The 12,238-nt window shown below is 67.4% G+C and carries 7 protein-coding genes; 1 reads left to right on the top strand and 6 read right to left on the bottom strand.

Annotation, left to right across the window (positions count from 1 at the left end; translation table 11 throughout):
- Positions 1–81: 81 nt before the first annotated feature.
- The 5 genes from FNH04_RS04400 to FNH04_RS04380 all read right to left on the bottom strand — a co-directional run bounded on the left by FNH04_RS04400 (position 82) and on the right by FNH04_RS04380 (position 7,390).
- Complete coding sequence (locus FNH04_RS04400; RefSeq protein ID WP_152780471.1) at positions 82–954, bottom strand: hypothetical protein; 873 nt, start codon at positions 952–954, stop codon at positions 82–84.
- 264 nt (positions 955–1,218) lie between these two features.
- Positions 1,219–2,505 carry a PucR family transcriptional regulator gene (locus tag FNH04_RS04395; protein ID WP_152780469.1) on the bottom strand — a complete coding sequence of 429 codons (1,287 nt, stop codon included), beginning with the start codon at positions 2,503–2,505 and terminating at the stop codon, positions 1,219–1,221.
- An 87-nt stretch (positions 2,506–2,592) separates the two neighbouring features.
- Positions 2,593–4,020, bottom strand: a complete 1,428-nt coding sequence (locus FNH04_RS04390; RefSeq protein ID WP_322722581.1) for a phytoene desaturase family protein — start codon at positions 4,018–4,020, stop codon at positions 2,593–2,595.
- Positions 4,017–5,828, bottom strand: a complete 1,812-nt coding sequence (locus tag FNH04_RS04385; protein WP_152780467.1) for a DUF3556 domain-containing protein — start codon at positions 5,826–5,828, stop codon at positions 4,017–4,019. The genes FNH04_RS04390 and FNH04_RS04385 overlap by 4 nt, the downstream gene beginning before the upstream one ends.
- A gap of 77 nt (positions 5,829–5,905) precedes the next feature.
- Complete coding sequence (locus FNH04_RS04380; protein WP_322722580.1) at positions 5,906–7,390, bottom strand: class I adenylate-forming enzyme family protein; 1,485 nt, start codon at positions 7,388–7,390, stop codon at positions 5,906–5,908.
- Between the two features lie 493 nt (positions 7,391–7,883).
- On the opposite strand from FNH04_RS04380, the gene FNH04_RS04375 reads away from it, so the two are divergent.
- Positions 7,884–9,065 (top strand): hypothetical protein, encoded by a 1,182-nt coding sequence (locus FNH04_RS04375; RefSeq protein WP_152780465.1) that lies wholly within the window; start codon positions 7,884–7,886, stop codon positions 9,063–9,065.
- Between the two features lie 179 nt (positions 9,066–9,244).
- Here FNH04_RS04375 and FNH04_RS04370 read toward each other — a convergent pair whose 3' ends face one another.
- Entirely contained in the window at positions 9,245–12,184 is a 2,940-nt protein-coding gene (locus FNH04_RS04370) for a discoidin domain-containing protein (protein WP_152780463.1), read from the bottom strand.
- Between the last annotated feature and the right edge of the window lie 54 nt (positions 12,185–12,238).

Here is a 12,238-nt window from a genome sequence, read left to right as displayed (position 1 = left end):
CTCCCCTACCCTCCCCTTCTCCAGCCACTTCACGGCATTCGGCGCCACAGCAGGTCCGCCATACCGGGTTCTCTGCTGAACCTATCCAGGGGCAGACCTCGGAGTACGTGAGGTCGGCGACACGTACTCCAATATCGCCCACAGACTTTCGAACCATTGGGAGTAATGATCGAAAGATTTACGAACGCTCTGCGACCTCGAGCGCCGATCCCAACCCAATAGATACAAGTCGCCACCAGCAGGGCGGAACGCATAGGGGTCCAATATTCGCAACCGCTCTCCACCATGGGAAACTTCCACGTCATTTATCCCATAGAGACCAAAGAGTGCAACTTCATCGTTGATCACAAAGAGTTTGAACGCCGGACCGACAGGAGACTCGCGCACCTCGAACTCTATTCTCATCTGAGGGTTCATGTGCCGTGCACCGTCAATCAACTGCTGCAGCCATCGCACACTCCTCTCCTTCGTCCCCCGCCCTCGCTCTCGCACGAGCGGAGAATCCTCAAAGTGCCGGGATCGCGCCGGTGAGCCATTCGGCTCCTCTCCCGGGACCAAGCGGCTCGGAAGATTCATTGGCGCATCCAAATGAGCCACCGCCACCCGGATCCTAATGCTTCGATTACTCCCCCTGCTTTCTCCCAGCCTCGTCAAGGCCGGCCGCAGAGCCATCAAAAGCGTCTCCATGGTGAAACCGGAGAAGTCGATTCGCACTTCTTTCGACTCGAAGGCCCGCTGCACGTAGTCTCGCAAATCCTCCACTTCGGACAGGAGGTATATGCCGTCATCTTCAGGCGCCGCACCGAGGTCGCTCACGGCGTCAAGAATTATGAGGGCAACAATCGCAACAAAAGACCCCCCAAGGAAATCGCTTCCCTTCAGGAAATCTCCCAAGGGGTCGAACACCTCTGCCGCAATCCCCAGGCCAGCCACAACAACCAGGGAAGCCTTCACAAGGATTGGCTTGACCCTGGCCAGAACGCGCCTGAATTCCGCGAACAGTGTTCGACTTCTATCTCGATCCGGCCTGGGCGCAGACATCATCAAGGCCCCCGTCACCTCAGTTGATGATGATCCCCATCGCTCGCTTCGCCTTGGCAGTTTCGCAGCATCGGGCACTCCCCGCCAGGGTGCGTCGCCCTCACTCGCAGAGGTGGCTGATCAGGTACCAGCGGCCTCAGGAGGGGCGCATGGGCTTGATCGCGGCTTCTCGCGGGTTCACTGCCCTCCGAGTTCGGTGCCGGACAGTGCCGCGGGGCCGAGGAAGTGGCAGATCTGCAGGGCCAGGGCGATGTCCATGCGGTCGTGTGCTGCGGTGAGGCCGGGCGAGTCGAGCACCTTGCTCACGCGGTACTTGACGGTGTTGCGGTGCACGTTGAGCAGTTCGGCGGCCTTGCCGTAGTTCTCGCCCGTGCTGAAGAAGGCGTGGAGGGTGCGCCGGAGTTCAGTGGCGTGGTCGTCGCCCCGGGCCAGCGGGCCGAGTACCTCGTGCACCCATCGTCGGGTCGAGTCCATGTCCTTGGCCAGGAGGGAGACGATGGCCACTCCCTGGTCGCCGAAGCTCACCACGGGGTGGGCGGGGCCGACGGAGGCGAGGGCGACGTCTCTGGCGGACTGCGCCTGCTCCCGGGTGCGTCGAAAGCCAGTGAGGCCGTGGGCGGGCGACCCGAGGGCGAGCCGGCGGTTCTTGGCGAGGCCGGCGGTGAGGTCGCGGATCTCCCCCATGTCGAGGGCGGGCTGTCTGGCCCCGAACGGCAGCCAGGCCCAGACCATGCTGCGGTCGATGGCCGTGACGAGCGGCTGGCCGGTGCAGCGGCAGCGGGCGGCGAGGCCGAGGACGAAGCGCTCCAGCCTGCGGGGCTCCTCCGGGTCGGGTGCCGGGGCGGTGCTCCACACCACCACCCCCACGTGGTACTGGTCGAGGCGGTAGCCCGTCTCCTGCTCGAACACGGACGGGGTGACGGGCTGCCCGGCGACGATCTTGTGGATCAGGGAGGAGCGGAGGTTTCCGCGGGAGCTGATCCAGCGCCTCTTCTCCTTCTCGTACGCGTCCAGGACGTACAGGGAGATCCAGTCGATGTAGCGGTAGAGCACGTCGGAGATGTGGTGCAGGACCTCCAGTTTCAGCTCCGCGGAGCAGTCCAGGCGCTGGACCTCGGTGAAGCACGCCTCGATGAAGTCGTTCTGGCCCATGTGGTAGGCGCGGACCAGCGAGTGCGCGGGGATGTCGCGCTGGGCGAGGCGAAGGGCGTACTCGGCGGCGGCGGTCGTGGGCTGCAGGTGTTCTATCGGGATGTGGTTGGCGAGGACATGGATGAGCGTCTTCACGTTGGCGTCGACGCTGGCCTCCAGCATCTCGACGAGGTGCCGGTCCTCGTCGAGATGGCTGATCTCGCGGGCCAGCAGCATGCTCATGGTGCGGGCGATCTCCGGCTCGCGTTCGTTCAGCCGCCGCGCCGTCTCGGCCACCAGGGGCAGGATGTCGTCGTCCGTGGCAGGTGTCATCGCCCGCGTCCTTCCCGTTGGCCCGCAGATCGTATCTCCGCAGGTCCTGGAGGGGGAGCGCCCCGGCCGCCGCCCGGTGCCGGCTCTTCAGCGGGAGCTTTTCCGTACGTGGCGCAACGCGGCCCGGGCCGCGTTCACCCCGCACATGCCGTGCGCACCGGGCCCGGGCGGGGTCGCGGCCGAGCAGAGGTAGTGGCCGGGCAGGCCGGTGTCGTAGGGGTTGAGGGTGGGTCGGGGACCGAACAGCAGTTGGGGAACGTTCTTGGCGCCGGTCATGATGTCTCCGCCGACGTAGTTGGGGTTGTGCGCGGGGAAATCGGCGGTGGTGCGCACCGTGCGGCCGACGACGCGGTCCCGGAAACCGGGGGCGAACCGTTCCACCTGTGCGGTGATCGCCTCGGTGGCGTCGCCGGTGTAGCCGTGCGGGACGTGCGCGTACGTCCAGACAGGGTGGACGTCGCCGACCGAGCGCTGTGGGTCGGCCAGGTACTGCTGTCCGACCAGGACGAACGGCCGCTCCGGCATCCGGCCGGCGCTGATCTCCCGTTCCCCGGCGGCCACTTCGGCGAAGGTGCCGCCGAGATGCACGGTCCCGGCGTGCCGCGCCGGCTCGGCGGTCCAGGGGACGCCGCCCTCGACCGCGAAGTCGACCTTGAAGGCGCCCGGGCCGTGGCGGAACCGGCGGTAGGCACGGGCGGCCGACGGCGGCAGCCGGTCGCCGAGGATGTCGGCCACGGCGGCGGGGGCGAGGTCGTACAACGTCACATACGCAGGCGGGAGTTGGGATGACGATCGCACTCGGACGCCCGTCTCGATCTTGCCGCCGAGGTCGGTGAGCAGCGCGGCCAGCGCCCGGGTGATCGCCCCCGAGCCACCGGCCGCGACCGCCCAGCCGTGCCGGTGCCCGGCGGTCAGGATGCCCAGACCGATGCTGGAGGTGAGCGGGTGGTGCAGTGGCTGGAAGGCGTGCGCCGCCACGCCGCCGAACAGGGCCCGCGCCCGCTCTCCGGCGAACAGCCGGGCCAGCGTCGTGGCGGGCAGCAGCGCGGGGATCCCGAAGCGGGCGAGCCGCAGAGGGTGGTGCGGGAGGCGCAGGAGCGGGCCCATGATGTCCTCGGCCAGGTCGTCGTACGACGCCACGGGGCCCTCGAACAGCCGCCGCCACCGTGCCCCGTCCGCGCCGCCGAACCCGGCCGCGGTCTCGGTGACGGAGCGGTGCAGGACGCCGGCGGTGCCGTCGTCGAGCGGGTGGACGCAGTCGATGTCGGGCAGTCGCCATTCGAGGCCGTACCTGCCCAGGTCCAGGCCGCGCAGGAACGCCGAGCCCACGGCCATGGGGTGGATGGCGGAGCAGTGGTCGTGCAGGAGGCCGGGCAGGATCGCCTCGCCGCTGCGGGCGCCGCCGCCGACCTCGTCGGCGGCCTCCAGCACGGTGACCCGCACGCCCTCCCGGGCCAGGAGGACGGCGGCGGCGAGTCCGTTGGGCCCGCCGCCCACCACCACGGCCGTGCTCACGCCGGCGTCCTCACATCCGAGGCACCCGAGGCACCCGAAGCACCCGAGCCGGTGCCGTCCTCGCGCCGTTCGGACGGCTGCCGGGCGCCCGGGGCCGACCAGGTGACCTTGTACGGGATCGGCCCGTCCGGCAGCCAGGGCTGGGCGTTCACCGCGTCGGCGACCCGCCAGGTGCCTCGCTCGATCACGCCGAGAGCGGCGTCGATGACCTTGTAGTGCTGGACGCCGGAGTGGATGGCCTGCGACTCGACCCATACGACGATCCACTCGCCGGGCGCGAAGCCGACCCGGCTCTGCACGGCGTTGATCAGGTCCTCGTTGTGCAGGTGGCCGTCGCCGAAGTTGAACCCGATCAGCGAGTTGCAGGCGAACTCCGCCTCGCGCACCGTCCATCGGTCCAGGTCCGGGATGTGGTCGATGAGGAGGGAGAACAGGCCCCGGCCCTGGCTGTGCATGGACCGCCAGGCGATGGTCTGCTGCATGGTGATCTCCGCGACCGCCGCCGGGTAGCCCATCGCCTGCAGCTGGTCGACCTGGTTGGTCGTCGGCCGGTGCGGAAGGGAGTTGAGCTTCGCCTCGGCTCCCGGCGCGAAGGCCCACAGCGCGGAGGCCCAGTTCCCGGCGTACTGCCGCATCGAGGGCAGGAAGGACACCAGGTCGGGCCGGAGATTGCCGAGGACCGGGAAGAAGGCGAGTCCGGCAACCACGGCCGCCGTCAGCAGGGGTGACGACATGTCACCGACCCCGTAGCCGTCCTGGGCGGGGAAGCCCCAGAACAGGAAGACCGTGGCGTAGGCGAACAGCGCGTTCCACTCGAGCGGTACCGCGAGCGGGAAGGTCGAGATGATGAACAGGTGGAAGACCACCATCAGCCCGACGGCCGCCAGCGTCACCGCCCGGTCGGTGGAGAACAGCAGCACCAGCGGGGTGACGATCTCCACGAACGTGCCGCCCGCATGCGCCATGGCGCCGGCCACCTTCGAGGGGCGGATGTCGCGCGGGAAGTCGCGGTAGTGGGCGCGCTTGAACCATCTGGCGGGCACGGACGGGGAGTTGGACACCATCGGCGCGACGACGTGGGAGAAGTGCAGGCCCATCTTCGACAGACCCGCGCCGACCCAGACGACCACGATCAGCAGCTTGAGCGCGACGATCATGTCGGTGAAGGACAGGAACGCGAAGAAGACCAGCGCGGGCAGGTACTGCTCCCCTCGAGCGGCGAGGAAGAGAGTCTTGTCCCGTAGCCCGCACAGCACCAGCAGGATCATCACCGCGACCAGCAGCGCCGGGTCCACCAGATCCGAGGAGTCGCCGGGCAACGCGACCGCGGCGGCCAGGCAGCCGAGCAGGGCGAGATAGAGCACGACGTCGAGGACCGTCCGGGTGTCGCCGTTCGTGAACGGCACCCGGCGCCACGGCCGCAGCCGGATCGTCCCGGGCCGCGCCCAGAACAGGATGCCCCCGGTCATCGGCTTGAACTTTCCGGCGATCGGCCCCCATGACCCGGCCACTCCGACCACCTCCAGGAGCACCGTCCACAGCACCAGCTTCTCGTACACGATCGGCACGTTCCACCAGTGCGCGACGTCCCAGAACGGACCGGCCCCGGAGCTCGCGGTCGCGGCCGCGGTACCGCCCAGGACGTAGAGGACGAGGAGTTTCACGACGTAGGTCGTGTGGATCATCTTGGGTGTGCCGAAGCCGTACTCGACCCAGTGGAGCGCGAGTGTCCTCGTGCGTTCGAGCAGGGGTTTGCGGAGAAACGATTCCGGGTCGACAGGAGGGAAATCACCCGTTTTGAACCCCATGGTGCGGCTCCTTTGCGGCAAGGGGGTACCGTCCGCCCGGCGACTGTTCACGGGACGGTGGTGGGAGGGGCGGGAATTCAGCAGCTGGTGTTCTGTCGCGGCAGGGGGCCCCTTTGCAGGGACTTCCGGAGGGAGGGCTTGTCGATCTTCCCGACCGGGTTCTTCGGCAGCGCTCCCGGCAGGTGGATCTCGACCGGCAGCTTGATCCTGGTGAGGTGCTGCCGGCAGTGGTCGAAGAGGTCGTCGGCGGTGACCGGCACGTCGGGGTAGGTGACGACGTAGGCGATGGGGACCTCGCCGTAGAGAGGGTCCGGCGCGCCGACCACGGCGGCCTCCAGGACGGCCGGATGGCCGTACAGCACGGACTCGATCTCCTTGGGGTAGAGGTTCTCGCCGCCCCTGATGATCATGTCCTTCACCCGGTCGACGAGGGTGAGGTAGCCGTCGTCGTCGACGCGTCCCACGTCGCCGGTGCGCAGCCATCCGTCGACGAGCACGGCGGCGGTCTCGTCGGGGCGGCGCAGGTAGCCGCGCATGACGTTCGGGCCGCGGACGACGACCTCTCCGGTGGCACCGGGCGGGAGCAGGCGGCCGTCCGGTGAGATGACGCCGATCTCCTGGCCGGGCAGCGGCGGGCCGACGGTGCCCGGCTTGCGCGGGCCGTCGACGGGGTTGCAGGTCGACGCGCAGGTGCCCTCGGTGAGCCCGTATCCCTCGACGATGACGAGGCCGAAGCGCTCCTCGCACCGCTCCAGCAGCTCCTTCGACACCGGGGCCGCCCCGCAGACGGCGAACCGGAGCGAGGAGGTGTCGGGTACGACGTCCGCCGGAAGCTCCGCGAGCCGGGCGTAGATGGTCGGCACGGCGGCGAAGTAGGTGGGCCGGTACCGCTCGACCGCCTCCAGGAACGGCAGCGGTGCGAAGCGCTCCAGGACGGTGAGCTGCCCGCCGGCCAGCAGGGAGGACAGGAAGCTCACACAGATCGCGTTGACATGGAACAGCGGCAGGACCAGCAGACAGTGGTCGTCCTCGGTGAGCTTCAGGTGCCCCGCCAGCATGGACGCCATCGCCCGCAGATGGGCGTGGTCGAGCATCACGCCCTTGGGGCGGCCGGTGGAGCCGCTGGTGTAGATCAGCAGGGCCAGGTCGTCGGGACGCACCTCGCGATCCGGCAACCCGCCGTCGGGCTCCGCCCGCAGCGCGTCGACGGGGATCGACGGCAGGCCCGCAGTCGGTGCGCCGGGACCCGCGGTGACGACGAGCACGGCATCCGCGTCACGCAGCTGGTACTCCGCCTCGTTCGCCGTGAACACCGGGTTGACCGGTGTCACGGCCGCGCCCAGGCGCCACGCGGCGAGCAGGACCAGCAGCAGCTCCACCCGGTTGGGCAACATGACCGCGACGACGTCGCCTTCGCCGACCCCATGCTCGGCCAGCTGCTCCGCCACCGCCTCGGCGCGGCACGCGACGTCCGCGTACGACAGCTCGTGCCGTGCGTCGCGCAGACAGGGTCGGGACATCACGGAGTCCGGTCGGCCCCAGGGCAGGTATCCAACGCTCACCAGATCACCTCGACGACGCAGGCTGTGCAGGGGTGTTTACGTGTCCGTGAACAGTAGGAAGGCGCCGCTCGACAGCCCATGTCACGCATCCACAAATCTCCCCGCCGAGCTGTGCAGCATCGACAAGCCCCAGCGGACACGCCCCGACGCCGGATGGCGCGATGCCGGGACGGGGCGATGCCGGGGCGACGCGGGGCGGGGTGAGAGGGACGTACGTCCGGCCGCAGCCTCGACACACGGGCTGCCTGACAAAGAAGCCGGGCGGCCGAGCGCGCGGCGCCGACCGCCCGGCAGTCCAGCCCGGCAGTCCAGCCCGGCAGTCCGGCCCGGCAGTCCGGCCCGGCGGCAGGACTACACGGCCGGCCCCGTCATCGCCGGCTTCCAGGAGCAAGCCCTGAGGTGACGAACGGTGCCTGATCCAGGCGAGAGTCCGGAACGTATGCTGCCCCGACCAGGGGCCGGCCCGGGGAGACAGGATGTGGGGAGGGCGTACGTGAACTCGCGCATGCTCAAGGTCAACCTGGTGCTCGCCATGCTGCTGCTCCTGTTCGTCTCCGTCGTCGTCGCACGTGCCGCGTTCGGCCCTGACGTGACCTGGAGATACGACAAGGTCTTCAAGGGCGAGGACGGGAGGACGACTTCACTGTCCGGCGTGATAGCGCCCGCCGCCGACGACATCTGGGTGGTGGGCCAGTCCGACCTCCGCGACGCCGGGGGTGATACGGCCGACGACGGCTTCCTCATGCACTACGACGGCACCGACTGGCAGCGCCGCCCCCTGCCGGCGTCGTTCGGTGACAGCGTCTACGACGCCCGCTTCGACGCCCTGGACTCCGGCGGATTCCTGCTGACAGCAAGCCTGCAGAACCTGAGTTCGGTGCGGATGGCCCACTGGGACGGTGCCCGCTGGACGGCACTGCCCGAGCTCCCCGACGACCCCCGGGCCTCCGACGTCAAGGCCTTCGCCCCGGACGACATCTGGGTCCTCGACGGCCAGTCCCGCGCGTACCACTGGGACGGCAGCCGCTGGACCGCCATGGACCTGCCCATCCCCGTCAGCGCACTCGACGGTGCCGCGTCGGACGACCTGTGGGCGGTCGGCCGCCGCGACCCGGATGCCGGGGGCACCGACCCCGCACTGGCGCACACCCAGCCCGCCGCTGTGCACTGGGACGGCCGCACCTGGAAGCTCGTGGAGATGCCGGAGTACCACTACACGGTCCCCGCGCCCGAGGCCTATGCCCAGCTCACGGAGGTCGTCGCGACGGCGAAGGACGACGTACGCGCCTACGGCGCCCTCAGCTCCTACAGCGAGGACGACGAACCCGACCCGCCCGCGCAGGACATCCGGCTGCGCTGGAACGGCGCCCGCTGGGCCAAGCTGCCGGACGAGGAGGGTGCGTGTGCCGACCGCGGCCGCTCGGTCAGCGACGGCGAGGGTGGGGTGGTCGTCAGCGCCGGCCGCTACCGCACGGCGGACGGCGACTGCGAGGGGATCGCGAGACCGGAGTTGCCGAGCGGCGACGGGATCAGGTCCAGCGCGAAGCAGTCGCTCCAGCTGAACGACATCGCGGCGGTCCCGGGCACCGACAAAGTCCTCGGCGTCGGCTCGGTCGGCATCTCCCAAGGCGGCGATTCCACGTACAGACTGGTGATCGCCAGTCTGCAACGCTGAAGGTCGCCCGGATGGACGGTTCGACGCCGGAGGAACACTGCCGAGCGCGCCCTTCACCTGGAAAGTGCCTCCGCCCAGTGCGGGGACAAGGACGTCAGCATCCCTGTTCTCGCCGGGCAGAGGCACTTTCTCTGCTTCGGGGGGCGAGGTCAGCGCTCGCCCCACACGAAAGCCCGAGGTCAGTCGTAGACGTTGAATTCTGCGACTGACCACCAGCTACGCGCAACATTGCCGGTATTGACGACCTTGATGTAGCGAGCTGTCTGCGTCGGGAAGGAGACCAGGTGGACTCGCTGGCCGTCCGTCACGGAAGAAACCTTGGTCCAGTCGGTTCCATCCGCAGATACGTGAATGTCTGCGCTTCGCGCATAGTCGCTGACACTGCCGCCGACATCCAGCACAATCCTGCTGAAAGTCTGCGTCTGCCCCATGTCCACCTGGATCCAGAGACCGTCGTACTGCCCCGTTCCGGAGCTGTACCGGGTGTCGGAATTTCCATCCAGCATGTTTCCGGGCGCATCCCACTGACTTGCGTCCGAAGCCTTTGCGGTCCAACCCGTCCGCGACAGCGCGGGACCCAGGTCCATGACATCGAACGAGGATCCACCTGCGTGCACTCCGCCGGCTCCCTTCACGGAAACCGCGACCTTCCCCGACGGAAGTCCCCTCGGAACGTAAGCGCTGATACTCGTGTCCGACCAGCTGTCTATTTCGGCATAGCTTGATCCGAAATACACCGTACCCAGCCCCTGCGCGTCGCCGAAGCCGGAACCGCGAATCGTGAACTTGGAGCGCGGCATGCCCTGGTCCGGCGTCAGACTGCTGAAGACCGGCGTCGGGAAGCTCGACAGCTTCTTGGTCGTGAACATCGCCGATGTCCCGCTCGGGAGCGTATAGGTATACGAGCCATCGGCGGATACCTTGAAACTCCGACTGCCTGCGGTCCCGTTGAACACCACGGCAACCTGCTCCCCCTCCTTGCTGGTCCAGGTTTTCAGTTGGAGGCCGTTCGATACCGCTGTCGGGGCTGTGATCGAGCCGGCTCCACGCGAGGACCCGTACACATCGATGTCACCGATGGCCCACCAGAAACCGGATGCCGCGGTACTGACGATGCGAATGTACTGCGCCGTCCGGGTCGGCAACGTGACGGCCACCTTTCCTATGCCCCCGCTGCCGCTCGCGATCGCACTGCCCCAATCGACACCGTCATTCGAGACATATATCTGATACCTGGTGACATAGTCGAACGAATTGTTCACGCCGGTGTCGAAGACGATTTTGTTGAAGCTCGTGGGACTTCCCAGATCGATCTGGAACCAGTCGCCGCTCGTCGTCCCATGCCCGAGACTCCACCTGGTGCTGATGTCGCCGTCGATCGCGTTCGCGGCCACACCCCAGTCCGGCTGCGCCGAGGCCGTGGCGGTCCACTTGCCGCGGCTCAGCGCCCCTCCTGTCGTCTGGATGGAAGCTCCGACCGGAAGGGAGTACGTGACCAGCTTGTTTCCGGTACGGATGGCATTCTGGTAGGGCAGCAGTGCCGGATCGTACGTGACCGTGACCGGACCGGATGGCGACTTGAACGTGAAGTCGTGTGTCGGGTCCGAGACCTTGGTCGCCGCAGGGGTACGGCCGCTCCGCGTAGGCCCGGAATACGTGAAGGTGACGGCGTCGCCGGCGTTCAGGGTGTAGTCGAACGAGTGCGTCCCGTCTGCCACGCTGAAGGTTTTCGCTGCGCTTCCCGAGTTGTACGCGATCAGGACCTTCGATCCATCCGGGTTCTGGAACGCGACGTTCTCTATGCTTCCTTCCCCGAAGGTGTTCGAGTAGATGCGATGTGCTCCAGGCTTGACGAACCTGCTGGCGTGAGCGAGGGCGTGGTAGTCCACGTTGTAGGACACCCGTCCGTCGGCCGGATCGATCGTGAGCAATCCACGAAGCATGGGTATACCGGCCGTGTCGCTGTTGAGCGGGCCCCTGTCGGGGTCGAGCGCGATGTTCCACAGCATCACCCCGTTCGCCCAATTGCGCGTGCCCTTGATGATCCACGTACCGAGTGCCTCACTGAACGCCGTCTGGTTGCTGTCCTGCCAAACGCCTCCGGTGGCTTCCGTGATGTAGGTTTCTTTACTCGGGTAGTCGTTGTGGACCAAGGTCTGGTAGTTCGGGTCGCCGCTGTAGATGTGCCATCCGGTTCCCGCGGTGTACTTGGAGGCAGCGGGGTCGCTGAAGATGGTCTCGGGATACGAGGGCACATCCCAGTTGTGGTCCCAGGCCAGGATCTTCGTGGAGATTCCGTTGGCCTCGAACGCCTTGCCGATCTCCTGGATCAACTCGGATTCCTGGTAAGCGGACAGGAACATGCCGGGCCAGGTGGGAGTTCCCATGGGTTCGTTCTGCGGCGAAATGTAGGAGATGGGCACGCCGGCTTCGCCGTAGGCCTGTATGAACTTGACGAAGTAGTTGGCCAGCGCAGAGGTGTACTCGCTCTTGAGGGTGCCTCCGATCATGGAGTCGGAGGTCTTCATCCAGCCTGGTGGGCTCCACGGATTGGCCATGATCTTGATGGACGGGTTGAGTGAGAGGGCCTCTCGCAATGCCGGAATGATGTACGGCACATCGTGCTGGATGGAGAAGTCGGACAGCTTCGGGTCCGTTTGTCCCGCCGGCATGTCGTTGTAGGAGTAGTTCCCGGACGCGTTGAAATCCGTGGCGCCCATCGGAGAGCGGAGCAGGCTGAGGCCGATGCCCTTCGCGGGGTCGAACAGCTTCTTCATCAGCTCGGTCCGCTCGGCAGTGGACAGCTTGTCGATGAGCCAGGCCGAGGAGTCGGTCATGGCCGCCCCGAAACCCTGGACCTTTTGGTACCTGACGCTGTCGTCGATCTTGATCGTCAGCGGGTTGGCCGTTCTCCTTGCCTTGAACAGCACATCACTCCGGCTCACAACCCACTCGTCGGCCGATACGTCCGTCAGCCAGACGCGCACGGAATTGCCACGTGAGGCCGCCTGCGTCAGCTGCGGGGCAGCGACGGCATTCCCGGAGACCTGGGTCCAGGCGGCGGCGACACCAACGGCGGTGGCCAGGAACTGGCGTCGTCCGAGACCGTACGAGCTCATGGAAGATCCTCCTTCGGACCTGCTTGTTCAGTACTTTTTCGAAGATGGGTGGGA

It is taken from the genome of Streptomyces phyllanthi, from assembly GCF_009377205.1.
Lineage (GTDB): Bacteria > Actinomycetota > Actinomycetes > Streptomycetales > Streptomycetaceae > Streptomyces > Streptomyces phyllanthi.
Note: the sequence above shows the minus strand (reverse complement) of the source record. Positions and strands in the feature narration are given on the sequence as shown.